The sequence below is a fragment of the Vibrio sp. Isolate24 genome (assembly GCF_022398215.1).
Lineage (GTDB): Bacteria > Pseudomonadota > Gammaproteobacteria > Enterobacterales > Vibrionaceae > Vibrio > Vibrio coralliilyticus_A.
The window spans coordinates 872,474-890,621 of sequence record NZ_JAKEUU010000001.1 but is presented as its reverse complement, the minus strand read 5'-3'; the positions used below and the strand labels follow the sequence as shown (position 1 = coordinate 890,621).

Below are 18,148 nucleotides of genomic sequence, written 5' to 3'. Positions count from 1 at the left end.
TATACTGGCTCCCTTTGTTGTATCTGAAAGGGAAAAGCGTGAAACCTGTAAGCAAGGATCATGGGGAAATTTGTTATCCCTTTATTTATGAAGATAGTCCTGTGTGTGACTTTGAGATAGCAGCGGATGAGTTATGTACACGGATCGGTCTTGTTCTGACGATGGCTCTGGATGATTATAGTCGGGATGTGCTGCAACGAATCCAGCCTTATGTTTATCATTTGAATGGTTCGGTACGAGGGAAACTGGCAATCTTTGAGGAAAACCTGCAAGAGCTCTATAGCGATTATAATACGCTGCGTGAAAAGCTAGACGGAGGCTTTAAAGGCTTTGTACTGCCCGGAGGGCATCCTATTTCGGCTGAATTGCATCTGTGCCGCACGCAAGCAAAGAAAGTTGTACGTGCACTCGTGGCCGTTGAACATGCAGGTAAAAAATCACCGGATCCAATTTTGTTTCGATATGCTAATTTGTTAGCGAACGTCATGTATACACTGGCTTCTTATACTAACCAGATTCACAAGGTCGTTGAAACTGAGTTCGTCAGTAAAAGCTATCCAATGCCAAAATAGTATCAGTTAACGGCAATGAAAACGCCCGGCATTGAGCCGGGCGCTGTTTTAATCGATTGTCGATTACTCTTCGAAATCGACGCCTGCTTCTTTGTATAGGCGGCGACAAGCTTTACCGTCACTGTGGAACAAGTGACAGCGGTGCGCTGGAATACCTACCATCAGTTTGTCGCCGGCTTCGACCGCTAGCGTGTCTGGCTGGCGGTAGATCATATCCGCGTCAGCCGCGTCAATGTGCATGTATACCTGCGTTTCGTTACCCAACTTCTCTACGATGTTGATTTCACCTTCAATAGCAGCGTCACCTTGATCGGCAGGAAGCAAGTGCTCTGGGCGCACACCCAGCGACATACGCTCGCCACGGGTTACAGTACGGCCATCAACTGGAATCCAGAAAGTTGTGCCATTTGCTAGCTGTACCATGACACGGTCGTCTTCTACAGCTTCAATGAAGACACTCATAAAGTTCATCTTAGGTGAGCCGATGAAACCAGCCACAAAGCGGTTTTGAGGGTAATGGTATAGCTCAAGTGGTTTACCTACCTGAGCAACATAGCCTGCGTCCAATACCACGATCTTATCTGCCATGGTCATGGCTTCTACCTGATCGTGAGTCACGTAAATCATGGTACAACCTAGTTTACGCTGAAGCTTAGTGATCTCAGAACGCATCTGAACACGTAACGCTGCGTCTAGGTTTGATAGAGGTTCATCAAGAAGGAAAACATTAGGTTGAGAAACCAGAGTACGACCAATCGCCACACGCTGACGTTGACCACCAGATAGGGCTTTGGGTTGGCGATCCAGCAAATGACTAAGTTGGAGAATATCAGCTGCGTGTTCAACGCGTTTATCGATTTCACCTTTATCGGCTTTTGCTAACTTGAGACCAAATGACATGTTGTCATAGAGATTTAAGTGTGGGTATAGCGCGTAAGATTGGAAGACCATACCTACACCGCGCTGAGAAGGTTCCACTTCGTTCATGCGTTCTTCACCAATGTAAAGATCACCAGAAGTAATGTCTTCTAAACCAGCAATACAACGTAGCAGAGTTGATTTACCACAGCCTGACGGACCAACGAAGACGACAAACTCGCCTTCTTGAATGTCCAGATCAACGTTCTTTGAAATTAAAACGTCGCCATAAGCTTTACATACATTTTTTAACGTGACACTCGCCATCTAGCTCGTCCTCGATCAATATTTTTGTTTTACTGCCCATCATTATATGAATTATCGCGCGAGCAGTAAGTGTAGGAATTCGGTAAGGTGAATCGAAGTGTAAGAAAATAAGGGTGATGGATTCAATCGCATCACCCGTCAAAGCCAAATGAAAGTTCGCTTCCCCCGTATGAAAGTAACTGTCTCCCCCGTTGAATCCAAACTGGTAATGACACCAGAATTACTACGAACATTTACTTCATTACAGCGAACCTTGCGGCATTGCAAACCAGCTTTTCGTTCGATTGCCAAGCAATTCAAAACGTACTGGAAAGGGTTCTTACCATCCACTCTCGGATGACTGTAGTTTGGCTTTATTGCACTGTTGCTACATCCTCCCGATGAACTTTTTTAAAGGGGTAGTAGGCAGGGAGTAGGGAGAGTAGGGCTGATTGCACGGAGTTAGATCGAGTTCAAAGAAATATGGGGTTTGATGGTGAACTTGGTCACGTTAAGGGTCAATTTTGTGATTCTGGTCGCCTAGCCGACGGATGATGATCACGAAAATAGTCCATAATACCGAGGGCGTAGGGAGTAGGAGGATGAGCTAATTGACAGTTTAGCTAAAAATGTATGTCGAAATACGGTGAAACCTCTGAACGGTGGAGCCCTACAACACAAATATAAAAAGGATATGAACATGAAAAACGCCCTAAGCACAGTGGCACTAGGTACTCTAGTTGCTCTTGGCTCATTTGGTGCAAATGCTGCTATCGAAGAAGGTCAATTAACTATCTGGATCAACGGCGATAAAGGTTACAACGGACTTGCTGAAGTAGGTAAACAGTTTGAAGAAGATACGGGTATCAAAGTCACCGTTGCTCACCCTGATGCACTTCAAGATAAGTTCCCTCAAACTGCAGCGACCGGTGATGGTCCTGATATTGTGTTCTGGGCTCACGACCGTTTTGGTGGTTACGCTGAAGCAGGTCTTCTAAGTGAAATCAAACCGTCTAAAGAAATCAAAGAAGGTATCGTAGACTTTGCATGGGATGCGGTTAAATACAATGGCAAAATCATCGGTTACCCAGTCGCGGTTGAATCTCTGTCTCTTATCTACAACAAAGACCTAGTGCCAAACCCACCTAAGAGCTGGGAAGAAGTTGAAGCACTCGACACCAAGCTGAAGAAAGAAGGCAAGTCTGCCATCATGTGGAACCTGAAAGAACCGTACTTCACATGGCCACTAATGGCGGCTGACGGTGGTTACGCGTTCAAATACGGTGCTGAAGGTTACGACATCAAAGATGCGGGTATCGCGAACGATGGCGTAAAAGACGCAATGAGTTTCGTAAAAGGTCTGGTAGACAAAGGTGTGATCTCTTCTGATATGGATTACTCTGTTTCTGAATCATCGTTCAACCAAGGCAAAACAGCGATGACCATCAACGGCCCATGGGCTTGGGGCAACATCGAGAAATCTGGTATCAACTACGGTGTAACCACCCTGCCTAAATTTAATGGCCAATCTTCTAAACCATTCGTTGGTGTTTTGACTGCAGGTATCAGCACTGCGTCGCCAAACAAAGACCTAGCGGTTGAATTCATTGAAAACTACCTGCTGACAAATGATGGTCTGCGTAAAGTGAACAATGACAAGCCGCTTGGTGCTGTTGCTCTAAACTCTTTCCAGCGTGAGCTAGACGCAGACAAGCGTATTGCAGCGACAATGGACAACGCGATGAATGGCGAAATCATGCCAAACATCCCACAAATGAACGCGTTCTGGGGCAGTGCTAAGAACGCTATCATCAACATCGTTGATGGTCGTCAGTCTGTAGATGCAGCACTGGCTGACGCAGAAAAACAAATGACAAAATAATTGTCGACCTTTTTAAGGAGGGGGTAACCCCTCCTTCATTTCTTTGTTTTATTATCGCTAGCAGGTTCTTTTATGCAGTCAGTTCAAGGTACAGATGCTATGACATCACCAACAACGAGCTTGCCTTCAAGTAAAAATGTATTCATAAAGTGGGCGCTTCTTGGCTCAGTCGGTATTCTTAATGGCTACGCGACGATTCTAATGTATTCACGCGGTGAGATTGCGTTCGCACTTCTTACCCTTATCGTAACCGCACTCGCTCTTTATATTTTTGGTAGTAAAAAGACTTACGCGCATCGCTATATCTATCCAGGTATCGCAGGCATGATCTTATTCATTCTGTTCCCATTGGCGTATACGGTTGGTCTTGCTTTCACGAACTACAGTGCGAAAAATCAGCTTTCTTTTGAACGTGCTCAGTCTGTTTTGCTTGATCGTACTTATCAAAGTGGTGATAGCTACCCGTTTTCTCTGATCAAGACCGAGAATGGCCACCGCATCTCTGTGAAGAAAGATGACCAACTGCTGGCAACTGAAGAATTTAACCTCGCTACTTTATCGGGTGATATGTCGTTATCTCCTGTTGAGCAGGTAGAGGGTGAAAAAGAGAAAATTAAAGCCATCATCAAGAACAAATCTGTTCTTGGCGCTGTAGACCTACACATGCCGTCAGGCGAAGACATCCGCATGAGCGGTCTGCGCAAGTTTGCGGCAGTTGTCCCGCTCTACACGTTGCAGGAAGATGGAGAAACGCTCTACAACAATGAAACGCAAGAGAACCTACGTCCTAACAATGAAGTCGGCTTTTACCAACCCGTTGATGAAAATGGCCAATTTGTAGGCTCAACTGTCTCACCAGGTTTTATTGTAACGATTGGTACTGATAACTTTGAGCGCGTCTGGAAAGACGATGGCATTAAAGAGCCTTTCATTAGCATCTTCATCTGGACGATTGTTTTTTCAGCGGTCAGTGTTGCTCTAACGGTTCTGATTGGTTTGGTTCTGGCAAGCGTAGTTCAATGGGAAGAGCTGAAAGGGCGAGCAATTTATCGCGTACTGCTGATTCTGCCTTACGCCGTTCCTGCCTTTATCTCTATTCTTATTTTCAAAGGTTTGTTCAACCAGAGCTTTGGTGAAGTGAACATGGTTTTGGAGGCGATGTTTGGCATCAGCCCAACTTGGTTCTCTGACCCGTTCTTGGCAAAACTGATGATCATCATCGTGAACACTTGGTTAGGCTTCCCTTACATGATGATTCTGTGTATGGGTCTCTTGAAAGCGATTCCTGATGACCTTTATGAGGCGTCTGCTATCGATGGAGCGAACTTTATCGACAACTTCCGTCGCATCACGCTACCACTGATGATTAAACCATTGACGCCTCTACTTATTGCTAGCTTTGCGTTTAACTTCAATAACTTTGTATTGATTCAGCTTCTGACTCAAGGCGGGCCGAACATGATTGGTACGTCGGAGCCTGCTGGCTATACCGATCTATTGGTTAACTACACTTACCGCATCGCATTTGAAGGTGCAGGCGGTCAGGACTTTGGTTTAGCGAGTGCAATCGCAACGCTTATCTTCTTGTTGGTTGGCGCACTAGCGCTATTGAACCTACGTGTAACAAAAGTGGCTCAGGATTAAGGAGAAATATAATGGCAATGGTACAAGGTAAGTCATTAAAATACCGTGTTTGGGCTACTCATATTGCAATGTGGGCGTTTCTAGCACTGATCATCTTCCCATTGTTGATGATCATCGCGATTTCGTTCCGTGAAGGTAACTTCGCAACCGGCAGTATTATTCCTGAGAATCCATCGCTGGAGCACTGGAAGTTAGCATTAGGCTTTTCCGTAACTAATGCGGATGGTTCGGTGACCCCGCCTCCATTCCCGGTTCTGACATGGTTATGGAACTCAGTTAAAGTGGCTGGCATCAGCTCGATTCTTATTGTGTCGCTTTCGACAACTTCTGCTTATGCGTTTGCACGTATGAAGTTCAAGGGTAAAAACACCATCCTTAAAGCGATGATGATTTTTCAGATGTTCCCAGCCGTACTAGCCCTAGTAGCGATTTATGCTCTATTCGACAAGCTAGGTCAGTATATTCCATTCTTAGGACTCAATACGCACGGCGGCTTAATTTTCTCTTACTTAGGTGGTATCGCACTGCACGTATGGACGATAAAAGGTTACTTCGAAACCATTGATAACTCTCTAGAAGAAGCGGCAGCATTGGATGGTGCAACCCCATGGCAAGCGTTCCGATTGGTACTATTACCCTTGTCGGTGCCGATTCTTGCAGTAGTGTTTATTTTGTCATTCATTATGGTAGTGGGTGAAGTTCCAGTGGCATCTTTGCTACTTTCTGATGTAGACTCATACACATTAGCGGTTGGTATGCAGCAGTATCTGTACCCTCAGAACTATTTGTGGGGAGATTTCGCAGCAGCAGCAGTATTATCTGCACTACCAATTACTGTCGTATTCTTACTTGCGCAGCGCTGGTTGGTCGGAGGATTAACCGCCGGTGGTGTGAAAGGCTAATAAGAACGATAAGGGCGACTGCGAGGTCGCCCATTTTGTTTCCCGACTTAACACTTTTGGTTTGGCCGCCGATCAGTTAAGAAGGGAGCAAAACTGGCGTTACGCATAGCTGGCTGTTAGCTTAGATTCCTTACTATTTCACTACTAACAGTTTTTGTAACCAAAACCCGAGTTTACTCGGGTTTTTTTATATCTTTTCACTACGTATTCATTCGGCAACAGTCTTACTTATCGTTTAATTTCAATGAAATGTAGTTACTTACAGAAATAGTATGTCAGTGGCGTGCCACTGGTTCTTAAAGGGAAAACGGGGCCCATTCTCTGCTTAATTACATACAGAAATGAAATAAAAAGTGACCTTTATTTTGAGTAGTGAATAAAAAAGTAGAAAATTTACGAAAATATTCTGCGTGTTTTATTGATAAGCAAAGCTCTATTATCAGTTCTGTTTCGAAACCCAATGGTAGGGAAAACATTGGCTACATAGGGAAGTGTCAATCTGAAAGTTCAATAAGATAGGCAGTAGATACAATGTTAAAAAAATCAATTTTAGTGATCGCACTTGCGGGAATATGTTCGGTTGCAAACGCAAACCCTTATCTTGGTGTGGCAGTAGGTCAAGCTAAGTTTAAAGACACTTACTCTTCTTACAACACCACTCTATTTGGAAACGGCTCATACAAGTTAGATTTGGAAGATGATGACAGCACGGCAGCCAAGCTATTTGTTGGTTATCAGTTCAATGATTATTTCGCGATAGAAGGCTCACTTGGTGGCTATGATGCTATCGATGGCTCTTATGTGTCTATTGGTGATATGGCGTTTTTGGCAACACAAGCTAAAGGTATTCTGCCAATTGGTGATCGATTCAATCTATTTGTGAAAGGGGGGCTCGCTTACTTTGGTGCTGAGTTCAAAACGAGCTATGCTACAGTTTCTGATGAGGCTATCACAGGAATGTATGGTGCAGGCGCTGAGTTTGCAATCTCTAAAAATATCAAGCTGAGTGCTGAGCTTGATTACATTAGGCCTGAGCTTGAGGTAGTTAAAATTGGTAACGAAACCTTGAGTGTAGAGTCAGATATTACCACTCTGTCACTAGGTTTAAGTTATCACTTCTAGCCATGAAACGAAGGAGCTCTATTTTTAGAGCTCCTTATGTCTTCTTAAACAGGGGCGATGAATTCTGGAGTATTCGTGAACGATGTGAATATAAGATACCTTGAGTTGCTACTTAAAAAGTACCAGCTTAATCAGGTTTACTCAGTTGGTCTTGGTGAACTTGAGACTGTGCTTTGTACCTCAAGACGCAATGTTTCAACCGTAATGGGTAAGTTAGCGAATATTGGCTGGGTGTATTGGCAGCCTGCAGTAGGGCGTGGCAAGAGCAGTAAACTTAAGGTAAAAAAATCTCTCCAACAAGTTCTCTCCATTGTTTTTCTTTATGAACTCGAACAAGCGCAGTCTAAAGTCATTACGAAATTGCTTGAAAGTTATGGATTAGTTGCGATTCGAGCACTCAGTGTCGCTGCTGAAGAGTTTAACGAGAGAAACGAGCAAGTTAACTCAGTATTTATTTCCTCCTATCCTTGGGTCAATACCATTGACCCAGCCCAAACTTATCGCGCCTCAGAGTTACAAGTCATAAAAAGTGTTTACGATGTTTTGATAAGGCAAGACCAAGACGGCAGCCTAATGCCTGGGTTAGCCCATCATTGGGAACAGAATGGCAATGTGATCAGTTTGTGGCTTAGACCATTGATTTACCGACATGATGGTGAGTTGCTTGCAATAGAGGATGTGGTTTGGAGCTTGGAGCGCCTACGTGATTACTCTGGCCCGGTTCGAGATCTGGTGAGTGGTATTGAAACAATAGATATTACTGCCTCCGATAAAGTCGAGATTACACTGAACTTTCCCAATAAATTATTTATTTACGCTTTGGCAATGCCCTACGCGTCTATTATTTGTCGAGATCAACTATGTTTCGGTAATGGTTATACCTGTCATGTCGGAACCGGTCCGTATAAGGTTGATAGATGGAATGAAGAAAGCCTTTCTCTCAAAGCTCACAATGATTATTACGCTGCACGGGCTTTGATAGAAAAGGTGACGCTGTCTCACAACACAGAGATCATTGAAAATGCGCTTAGCTTTAATCAGGAAGTGGGCGAAGTTGAAGTAGAATCAATCAATGCCTTCTCTTATCTCACCTATCATGAGCGCGCCGACAGTGAGATAAGCCCAGCTACTTGGGATGCGTTAGCTAACTACATTGCCCAAAGTAAATACGATTATGATGAAGATAACGCTGTTGAGGGGGTAGACCTCCAACAATTATCGGAAAATATGTTGCCGGTTGAACCTCCAAAACTTAAAGGTCGAGTGGTGATTGCAGAGCCTATTTGGACCATTCCTAGTTTAATTCGTAATGCAAAATGGTTACATAGACTGATCCGTTCAACGGGGCTAGAACTTGACGTTCATATTGTCGAAGACATTAGTCACCCTGAGGCAGCCACTGCACATGCTGATCTGATGTTGATTGAAGAGATAGTCGAGGCGCCTCTTGAATACGGTCTGTTTGAATGGCTATCTATCTCGACGGGACTACGTTTTGCATTAAATGAACGGGACATGGAAACTCATCAACAGAGAATTCGTCAAGCAGTGAGTGCACACGTGCCTCTTGTCGAGTTACAGAAAATAGAGCAAGAGCTATATGAGAGTAAACGTTGTGTAGCGCTTTTTTGTGGGAAAGAGGAAGTAACGAAAGTGCAGCAAGTTCGTGGTGTGCAAATTAGGCCAACAGGGTATAGCGATTTTTACAAACTCTGGATTTCTAAATAGTCAGTGTCGTTTGGGTTAAAATTCGCGATTAGAAGGCGCGCAGCCTAAATACTGGAGCAGAACGTAAATACTTTCCTGAGAAAGAGCAACCTTACGAAATAGATCGGCGAAGGTATCGTCACCGCCAAAACAGGTTTGGATGTAATGATTAATCTCATCATCGGCATAGCCCTCCACATACATCGTACGAACCCATTGGTACTCTACGGCTTTGGGGTTGGCCAGTGTGGTTTCGCTGAGAGTGGTGTGGCTAAGGTTCAAACCGTGTTCTTCCTTCTAAACTAATCGATTGCGGATTTAATCAAATTAAGATGAAGGAAAAATGACAGAGAGGTTGCGTTTGCTCAAAACTGGCTAATAAAGTTGAAAAAAGAGGCTTTCAGCCTCTTTGCAGTACAGAGCGACTATTTCAAATACTTTACATGTGCTTCCATTTCTTCGCCTATTTGTTTACGCATGTTCATCAAACGAATCGCTGAGTCTCTTAACTCAATATCTTCTTTGGTTTCTGGAATCCATTCAGGGACTGGAGAAGGCTTACCTTCTCCATCTACCGCAACCATAATGACAATACAATGCGTTGTCAGGCGGTTTTTTAGCTCTTTCGGGTCACTGGCTTGAACGTCAATGGCAATGTGCATGGACGTTTTTCCCGTGTATATCACTTTTGCACTTACCTCAACGAGGTTGCCAACGTGTATCGGCGCTACAAATCGGATGCCACCAGCGTAAGCTGTGATACAGTATTGGCCACTCCATGCAGCAGCATTGGCATACGCTGCTAAGTCAATCCATTTCATGACAGCGCCACCATGGACTTTGCCACCAAAATTGACATCTCCGGGCTCAGCTAGAAAGCGTAGTGTTATATCGCGTTGGCCATTACTCATCTGTCAATCCTTCGTTTTTATGTGTTTGTTAAAACTATTAACAAACACTTCAATAAACTGCAATCAATAATTCCAGCTTAGTCGAAAAATGGCTTTAGCCCCAGAAACAGAAGCAGCCAGAACAGAGGCGGAAGAAGCAGATAGGATCAGGTACGTGGCGTCATGACCGAGTCCATGATTTTCATGCTTTGCTCAAAATAGGGGTTGTACGTTAAACGAGCGTGAATCTTACCGGGTTCGGTATAGCCCCATGCGGAGAACCATACTTCTTCACCCTCAGCGCATTTTGCTGCATCTGTTTCCTCTTGACCATTGGAGCAGATAAGATGAGCGCCATTGACTCCGTAGTTGGGATTATCCGGAGAGAAGAGTAACCCCATATGAGAGCCATTTGAAATTCGCTGTTCTGGCAATATCATACTAAAACGTGTCGAACGAGGGTCATTCAGATCGTGTTCCCCTTGCCAAACTAAACGATTGTTAGGGTTTGTCATTCGGTGCGAGAACATATCGATAGAATACTGAGTATTGATAACACTATCCCCCTCACTCATAAGCATGAATACGGGCTTGTCATAGTTTGCTGACGCGAGTTTTTTTCTGACATCGGAAGAAGTCTGATAGTAGATCGCTGCGGCGTTCATCGGCAAAGAATTGTAACGTAGGGGGTTATCTTCAGGATCCTGATCTGCCCAGGTAATGAAGTAGCTTGCTAACTCAGCAAATTTGACAGCGGAAGAGCCCGGTTCAAATGCTGGAGAGAAAAGAAGCACACCATTGATGCTTTTGTCGCTCAACGCTTCAGACGTGACTAAATTAGCTCCGGTCGAGTAGCCCCCAACCCAAATAGAATCCGTGTTTTTCTTAAGCAGTTCGATATGGTGTTTTACAACGCCTTGCCAATCAGCAAGGGTGGATAACTGCAGATCGCCCACTTTGCTAGCATGGCCAGGAAGTAGGACTGTTCTTACCAAATAGCCTTGTTCTGCGAGGTGGGTGGCGACATCAATGAAAGAGTAGGGAGAGTCACCCAAACCATGAACTAAGAGTACTCCCTGCCCGTTTGGCTGATTTGGAATATATTCATGCGGCAGGACTTGGTCCAACTCCTGTTGTTGGTCATCGGTCATGAACAAACGGTTGTCCGCTAACCAAGCTTTGGTCTCTTCTAGGTAGCTTTCAAAACTACTTTGTTGATAGTTTGGTAGTGTGTCAGCTTTGTCATAGGCGGGGTCTTTAGAAGGAGTACTGCAGCCAACTAGACCTGCCGTCACAGCGGCTGCAAAATAAAAGACCAAAGCTGTTTTTTTACGCATCATGTATTCAAGTTTTTCTCTTTTACTTTGATTTTGACACGTCTTCATACTCTCCCTCCAACACAGAGCCTTTTGATGGTTGTTGATACGCAGTAGCGTTTTTCTTTATCGCTTTCTCAATTTTTTTGCCGGTAATCAGAGCCACGATTGTTAGGGGAATCGCGAGGATCAGGCCAAAAATAATGGTAAAGAATCCAATAAACAGCGCAAGTGCGCTCGAAATCATTCTATTCATAACTCATACCTCTCTTTTAATACGAATATTAAGCGAAAGGAAATGAATCAAAGATGAATAAAACCTGTATCAACAAAAAAGCCGCTTTCGAATGAAAACGGCAAGTACGGGGGTGTATCTTTATAGTTGTGTTGTGGAGGTTTACCCCTGAGCGTTTTCAGGGGCGATATTTGGTTACTTTGACGGGTAAGTTTTGTAACGAACACCCATCATTTGTTCCATACAGTGGACGACTTGGCAGCTGTAGCCGAATTCGTTGTCATACCAAATATATAGAACACAGCGGTTATCTTGAGCGATGGTTGCGGCCCCATCGACTACACCAGCAAAACGTGAACCGACTAGGTCCGTAGAAACCACTTCTGTTGACTCTGTATAGTCAATTTGTGCCGATAGTTCAGACGCCAACGCCATTTCACGTAAGTAAGCGTTTAGCTCATCTTTGTCTGTCCCTTTTTCTAGGTTGAGGTTAGCAATCGCCATTGATACATTTGGAGTAGGAACTCGGATTGCGTTACCTGTAAGCTTACCAGCAAGTTCAGGAAGCGCTTTTGCAACTGCTTTCGCTGCACCCGTTTCAGTGAGAACCATGTTGAGGGAAGCGCTACGACCACGGCGTTCACCAGAGTGGAAGTTATCGATCAGATTTTGGTCATTAGTAAACGAATGCACGGTTTCAATATGACCAGAAACAACGCCATACTTGTCGTTCATTGCTTTCAGAATTGGCGTTATGGCATTAGTTGTACAACTTGCCGCAGAAATAATGGTGTCTTCTGCATCAATCACATTGTCATTGACACCAAATACAACGTTCTTGATATCGCCTTTGCCCGGAGCGGTTAGGAGGACTTTTTCGGCACCGCTACATTCTAAGTGCTGGCTCAGCCCTTCAGCATCACGCCATACACCGGTATTATCGACAACAAGCGCGTTGTTAATTCCGTAGCTAGTGTAATCCACTTCTTCAGGTTTATTAGCGTAGATAAACTGAATGTAATTACCGTTTGCAATGATAGCCTTACGTTCTTCATCTACGATTATGCTTCCATTGAACTGGCCGTGTACTGAGTCACGACGAAGTAAGCTAGCACGTTTTTCTAGGTCACCTTTTTTACCACCACGTACTACAACAGCCCGAAGGCGCAGTGGGTAGCCTGGGCCACTTTTCTCGACTAATAAGCGAGTGAGCAAGCGGCCAATTCGGCCAAAACCGTAAAGTACGACATCACGAGGTTCAGTGACCGTTTCACCATTCATTGCGCCCATGAGAGAAGAATGCAGGAAGTCTTTCACACCGTGATCGTCATCGCGACCTTTCCAGAATTGGTGCGCCAATTGGCCTACATCAATACGGCATGGCGATAGCTCCATTTCAGACAGCGCTTTGATGAGTGGTAATGTTTGTTCCGCTGAAAGAGGTGTTCCAGTGTAGCGGCGAGCAAGACGGTGAGTCTTTATGATATCAATGGTCGCTGCATTAACCAGAGTTTTACCGAACAGTAGAACTTCTACGCCTTTTTCGCGATAAAGTTGACCTAGTAGGGGAGAGATAGTTTCCGCAATCGTTTGGCTAGTTTGCCAGTCAAGAAGGTGTTTCTCTGGACTCATTGTTTGTTTGGACCTTTCACGTTTTGAGGACTGACTCTACTTCACTATGTAGGGGGAGCGAGTAGAGATAATAAAGTGTTTTAATTATGTAATTTTTATGCGGCAGGATTGTAATGCTTAATATCTTATTCTGCTAGAAAAAATAATTGTAGAGTAACTCGCTTATATGGCCCACTAAAATGGGAAATATTCTGTCAATATGACCTATTGACATTTTTTATTTACCTAACTTTTTTTTCGACAAAAAATACTCACAACACAAAATTAGTGTAATTTATGTTCATGTTTCTCTTTGTAATGTAATTTTTATCACTATTACTACTTAAAAAGTAAACGATAAACCTATGGATATCAGGTCGACCTTAGAAGCAAACGTTTCACTCGAGTTCTGTGGTTGAGTGAATTGTCCACTGATCACGTTTTTTTGACCCTCTATCCTTTGCCATTCCAAAGATGTATTAATTTGGGGCGTGAAATCATACCTAACACCGAATAGATAGCTGTTGCTCATTTTGGATTTTCGGGACTGCCCGTATTGGACATAGGGTGTCCACTTTGAGAGGCGGTAATCGACACCAGCATACCAGTTTGAATAGAGCTCATTAGACAGCAGGGTTTCAGCCTGAAAATGCCAAGCATTGATTGTATGGCTAACCCCTAAACTAAAGAGGTGTATGTTGAAGAAAATTTCATGTTGGTTAGTAAATGTTTGTTGTGCTTCGACATCGGTATAGGACAGATGAAGTTGGCTGTCTTCAAAGTAGAAGTCGGCACCAAGGCCATAAGCACTTTTAACATCCAAGGTGAAAGACTGCCCATATAGTTCATATTCCTCCTCGTTAGCTAATGCATAGAATGGTGTCAGGCTGAGATAAAATTGATTAAGAAACTCGTAATTTAGTTCAACAGACGTGCCTTCAAAATGGGTAATGCCAAGCTGCCCACCATACACATCTACGGGAAGACGTAACCAAGGGTAAGTGCTTGAAACATAGTAATACTCAGACATGATAAACATGGGGGAACGGAGTCGACCTACCTTGATTCGATGATCTGCCGCGGAGTACTCAAGAAAGGCCCTTTCGAGTGTTGGCGAAGAGAAAGCATCTTGGGGACGTTTGAGGCCTTGTAGTACGGATCGTAGGTTTGGAAGCAGTTGCCAATCTAACTGTAAACCTAGTGTGTTATCGCAGTCAAAACACCAGTCATGCGTAATATCTCGGCCATAAAACACGGGAGTATTGTTGTCACTCTTGGCGGCAGAAAAGGTACCAAAGCCGCTCAGGCTTAACTCATTAGTGAGTTGCACTTGGGCTATGGTAGGGGGGCTTATCAGTGCGATTATCAGTAAGGATCTTTGTTGAATCTCCATAATCCTAGCCTTTATTACAGAGTTTAAAGAGGACATGAGCTTGTTCTGGAATTAAGTTGATCGGAACATAAGCTATGCCATTTGGGTGATTATCTAGCCACCAAGTAATATCTTTTATTGATACTTGAGTAATTTCACTCGGTGCAGGCGCTTTTCCTGAGAAGGTTTGACGTGCCCAGATTGCGTTCATTTGAGTTGGGCTTTTGTTCAATAGGGAATGGTAAAAGTCTTGGCGATATTCTGAGTGTTTTGGCAGGTCCATTAACCTGATTGGGTACCCTTCGATACTCGATATTCGGCCTCGATAGAGCATTTTTACTTGGTTTGATCGCAGTGCTTGAATATCTGTATTTAGGGTCACGATAGCAAAGTTGCATGCCAGCGACTGAAAACAGAAAAGTTGCAATGTTAAGGTTGTCAGATGCTTAAGCAAGAATACCCCTTGAAGCCCAAAAAATTACCTTAATTTTAGCCTTGTTAATAAGAAGCAAAGTTAATATGAACTAATATTATAGGTCTAGTGGTTAAAAAATGATTCGAAGGAACGAGTCTCAATGCTACTCACTAATATATCTATAAAAAGTCGGTTGCTGATTTTATGCCTTATACCTACATTAGTCATAATTCTGTTTAGCGCCAATGCGGTCACTCGCATTCAGGACAGACTTCACAGCTACGCTGTCATTAGCGAAAAAAACCAAACACTCAGGCATTTATCTGCATTTTCTAAGTATGTGTATCAAGCGCTTAACCATCGCATGGAAGGACAGAATGCGGCTTTGGTACTGGGTATGGCCCAGCAATCATTGAATTTAGCCGCGGAGGTAGCGCATACCGAAGAGCATGTACATCACGGCATTAGAGATTCTAATCATACATTAAGCTACATTGAGGAGCTTAATGAGCTTATCCCCGAGCTCGCTACAGTCAGTTCCGATGGAAGCTTAGAATTAGGTCGCCTTATCTACACAGTCTTGTACGATCTCTATAGTGACGTTCAATCGATAGAGAGTCATAGTGCAGAGCTAAAAGTACATAAACTGGATCTTGTATTAAGTGATTTGAGTTGGTTGTATTTTTGGATGGAACAAGAAGCTTGGATTGCGCAGGAAATCAAAGCTATGGGTCTCTCATATGCGGAATACGCCAGTGAGTACTTTAAGATCAGTGAAAGGCAGCAGTTCTACCTAGACCAATTTGTCAATTTAGGAGCGGATTCCGAGCAAGTCACTACGTTACTGAATGTTTTTGCTAGTCGAGATTTTCAACGCGGGAGCTACTACAAGCAACACATGCTGTTTAGTGACAGTCAGCGAGATAAATTAGAAGGCTTTGCCTCTGCTATTGAGCAACGTAATGTTCTAGTAGAAAAACAGCTAGGTGTGTTTTCAGACAAACTTCATGCAGAACTTCAAATAAGTATTAAGAGAAGTGAACATACATTATTGGCGATAGCCATCGGGGGATTCATGCTCTTTGCGGGAATGTTCTTTTGGGGGACCAGTACCTTATACAGAATCAATTCTAAATTGGCGCACATACTTTCTGTGATGGGGAGTATGCGAAATAGTGGCAGTGTAGAACTGATCCCCGTAGATGGTAAAGATGAATTTTCTAAGTTTGCTCACAGTGTGAATTACGTGATTAAGACGCAAAAACAGTATGAGCAAGAGCTCGTCATTGCTAAAGAAAATGCAGAAGCGGCGAATCAGGCAAAAAGCTTATTCTTAGCCAATATGTCTCATGAAATCCGTACGCCATTAAACGGTATCATAGGTATGACGGAGATCTTGTCCGACAGCCATCTAACTTCTTCGCAAAAAGATATTCTTAGCGATATCGATGTGTCTTCACATGCACTGCTTATTCTTATCAACGATATTCTCGATTTATCGAAGATTGAATCTGGAAATCTAACCCTATCGCCAAGTCATTCTGATATTCGTGAATCCGCTTTTGAAGCAATGAATATGGTCAGCACTAAAGCACTTAAACAGCAGGTAGAACTCATAGCAACGCTTTCTGACAATATTCCAGATAGTTTGTATATTGATGAGTTTCGATTTAAACAAATTTTGATGAATTTACTCAGCAATGCGGTGAAATTTACTCAAGATGGCACAGTCTCGGTCACGATCACCATGCTCAATGAAGGACAGCAAGCATATTTAGATTGCTGTGTCACGGATACCGGCGTTGGCATTAATGAAGAAAAACTGGAGGAGATTTTCCAGCCATTTACTCAGGAAGATGGCAGTATTACTCGAAGATATGGTGGGACTGGGTTAGGACTAGCAATTTGTCGTCAGATTACAGAGTTGATGGGAGGACGTATCACGGCCAGCTCTACTTTGGGGTTAGGAAGTTGTTTTCGCGTTTCTATTCCTGCGAACTCTGTCGTTGATTCAAGCAGGGACAAAGTCAAAGGCAAAGCGTTGCTTATCACTAATAACAGTCGATACACCTCGTTGATCGAGAGCGAATCACAACGCTTTGGTTTGATGGTAACGACTTTAGAAAATGCCAATGAAGGTATAAAGCTAGATGAGCAATTCGATTTGATTTTTTATTGTTATCATGCGCATCACAGTTCGCGTAGAGATCTGGCCTCACTTAGAGCACGGTTTAATTTCTCGGAAATCATTGGTTTACAGCACCATCTGTTTATGCTGCCAGATTCTGAAGCACTGGTATCATCTAATTTGACGCTTCCCTTCCTCGGCAGCAGATTTGAAACTGCGGTTACGAAAGCTCTCAACTCTATTCAACTGAATAGCAATCATGCTGAACCAATACAAAATCAAGCGCTTTGCTCAAATGAAAGCCGTTGTGTGTTGATTGTAGAAGATAATTTGATGAACCAAAAAATAGCGAGTTTCTTCCTCAGCAAGATTGGAATGAACTACCAGATTGCCAGTAATGGTGCAGAGGCAGTCAATATGTTTCAGTCTGGGCAGCAGTACACCGCAATATTGATGGATTGCATGATGCCAGTTATGGATGGACTGACAGCAACACGGAATATTCGTGCGTGGGAGATAGAGCAGGGAAGAAGCAGAACACCGATCATTGCTTTAACGGCCAGTGTCCTACCTGAAGAAATAGATAGCTGCTTTGCCGCTGGGATGGATGCTTACCTACCTAAACCTTATAAGTCTCAGCAGCTATTCGATACGTTTGAACGACTACAGGTTGTCCTTTAAGTCTTCCAGCGGTAACCAGTTTACTTTCACACCGGCTTGGAGAAACATTTCTTGGCTGATTTTGATCTTGTCACCCCAGCGAGATAGGAAATCATCTGTTTGCTCTGGGCAATGCACCGCGGAGATGCCAGTCTGGATAATTTTGGCAGCGCAATTAGGGCAAGGGAAGTGTGTCACCCAAATTTCACAGCCGTCTAAGTCGCGTTTAGCGAATAGGATTGCATTTTCTTCTGCGTGTAGCGTTTTGAGGTATTTCATCTCTCTGTCATCGGTCATGGCACTATCAGAAATGCCATGTGGATAGCCATTAAATCCAACGGAAACGATACGATTTTGTTTTGTGATGACAGCACCGACCTGAGTGGAAGGATCTTTACTCCATGAGCCGACAAGAACAGCCATTTGGTAAAAGCGTTGTGCCCATTTAGAAATCATTCAGTCATTCCTCTAGGAAGCAAACCCTGTATAGGGGGAAAAGTAGTGTGATAGAGATCAGGTAATAATATC

At 43.6% G+C, this 18,148-nt stretch carries 16 protein-coding genes; 7 read left to right on the top strand and 9 right to left on the bottom strand.

The genetic code is table 11. The features are described 5' to 3' along the window. The first annotated feature begins 38 nt into the window (after positions 1-38). Entirely contained in the window at positions 39-572 is a 534-nt protein-coding gene (locus L1D23_RS03915; RefSeq protein ID WP_239836134.1) for an ATP:cob(I)alamin adenosyltransferase, read from the top strand. Positions 573-635: 63 nt separating this feature from the next. Here L1D23_RS03915 and malK read toward each other — a convergent pair whose 3' ends face one another. After that, a complete protein-coding gene (gene malK, locus L1D23_RS03910) occupies positions 636-1,757 on the bottom strand; it encodes a maltose/maltodextrin ABC transporter ATP-binding protein MalK (RefSeq protein WP_239836135.1) in 1,122 nt (373 codons plus the stop codon). Positions 1,758-2,436: 679 nt separating this feature from the next. On the opposite strand from malK, the gene malE reads away from it, so the two are divergent. From malE to L1D23_RS03885, 5 genes are all read left to right on the top strand, one after another. After that, entirely contained in the window at positions 2,437-3,618 is a 1,182-nt protein-coding gene (gene malE, locus L1D23_RS03905; RefSeq protein ID WP_239836136.1) for a maltose/maltodextrin ABC transporter substrate-binding protein MalE, read from the top strand. Between the two features lie 72 nt (positions 3,619-3,690). Beyond that, on the top strand, positions 3,691-5,262 hold the full coding sequence (malF, locus tag L1D23_RS03900) for a maltose ABC transporter permease MalF (RefSeq protein ID WP_239864336.1): 1,572 nt from the start codon (positions 3,691-3,693) through the stop codon (positions 5,260-5,262). A gap of 11 nt (positions 5,263-5,273) precedes the next feature. After that, on the top strand, positions 5,274-6,164 hold the full coding sequence (gene malG / locus L1D23_RS03895; protein WP_239836138.1) for a maltose ABC transporter permease MalG: 891 nt from the start codon (positions 5,274-5,276) through the stop codon (positions 6,162-6,164). A 531-nt stretch (positions 6,165-6,695) separates the two neighbouring features. Continuing rightward, a complete protein-coding gene (locus tag L1D23_RS03890; protein WP_239864335.1) occupies positions 6,696-7,286 on the top strand; it encodes an outer membrane beta-barrel protein in 591 nt (196 codons plus the stop codon). Between the two features lie 75 nt (positions 7,287-7,361). Then, the gene (locus L1D23_RS03885) at positions 7,362-9,014 is read left to right on the top strand and encodes an ABC transporter substrate-binding protein (protein WP_239864334.1); all 1,653 of its coding nucleotides are present in this window, start codon (positions 7,362-7,364) and stop codon (positions 9,012-9,014) included. Positions 9,015-9,029: 15 nt separating this feature from the next. Here L1D23_RS03885 and L1D23_RS03880 read toward each other — a convergent pair whose 3' ends face one another. The 7 genes from L1D23_RS03880 to L1D23_RS03850 form a co-directional block, all read right to left on the bottom strand. After that, positions 9,030-9,275: a hypothetical protein gene (locus tag L1D23_RS03880; RefSeq protein ID WP_239864333.1), complete on the bottom strand. Its 246-nt coding sequence runs from the start codon at positions 9,273-9,275 to the stop codon at positions 9,030-9,032. A 143-nt stretch (positions 9,276-9,418) separates the two neighbouring features. Then, the gene (locus tag L1D23_RS03875; protein ID WP_239836142.1) at positions 9,419-9,904 is read right to left on the bottom strand and encodes an acyl-CoA thioesterase; all 486 of its coding nucleotides are present in this window, start codon (positions 9,902-9,904) and stop codon (positions 9,419-9,421) included. A gap of 146 nt (positions 9,905-10,050) precedes the next feature. Continuing rightward, positions 10,051-11,268: an alpha/beta fold hydrolase gene (locus L1D23_RS03870; protein WP_239864332.1), complete on the bottom strand. Its 1,218-nt coding sequence runs from the start codon at positions 11,266-11,268 to the stop codon at positions 10,051-10,053. After that, entirely contained in the window at positions 11,243-11,455 is a 213-nt protein-coding gene (locus tag L1D23_RS03865) for a hypothetical protein (RefSeq protein WP_239864331.1), read from the bottom strand. The genes L1D23_RS03870 and L1D23_RS03865 overlap by 26 nt, the downstream gene beginning before the upstream one ends. Positions 11,456-11,629: 174 nt before the next feature. Then, positions 11,630-13,066, bottom strand: a complete 1,437-nt coding sequence (locus L1D23_RS03860; protein ID WP_239864330.1) for a glyceraldehyde-3-phosphate dehydrogenase — start codon at positions 13,064-13,066, stop codon at positions 11,630-11,632. Positions 13,067-13,388: 322 nt separating this feature from the next. Next, the gene (locus tag L1D23_RS03855; protein WP_239864328.1) at positions 13,389-14,438 is read right to left on the bottom strand and encodes a porin; all 1,050 of its coding nucleotides are present in this window, start codon (positions 14,436-14,438) and stop codon (positions 13,389-13,391) included. Positions 14,439-14,442: 4 nt separating this feature from the next. After that, on the bottom strand, positions 14,443-14,871 hold the full coding sequence (locus tag L1D23_RS03850) for a hypothetical protein (protein WP_239836147.1): 429 nt from the start codon (positions 14,869-14,871) through the stop codon (positions 14,443-14,445). A 121-nt stretch (positions 14,872-14,992) separates the two neighbouring features. Between L1D23_RS03850 and L1D23_RS03845 the strand changes: the two genes are divergently transcribed. Further along, positions 14,993-17,641: an ATP-binding protein gene (locus L1D23_RS03845; protein ID WP_239864327.1), complete on the top strand. Its 2,649-nt coding sequence runs from the start codon at positions 14,993-14,995 to the stop codon at positions 17,639-17,641. On the opposite strand, the gene L1D23_RS03840 is transcribed toward L1D23_RS03845, so the two are convergent. Next, positions 17,624-18,076: a cytidine/deoxycytidylate deaminase family protein gene (locus L1D23_RS03840; RefSeq protein ID WP_239836149.1), complete on the bottom strand. Its 453-nt coding sequence runs from the start codon at positions 18,074-18,076 to the stop codon at positions 17,624-17,626. The genes L1D23_RS03845 and L1D23_RS03840 overlap by 18 nt on opposite strands. Positions 18,077-18,148 lie beyond the last annotated feature (72 nt).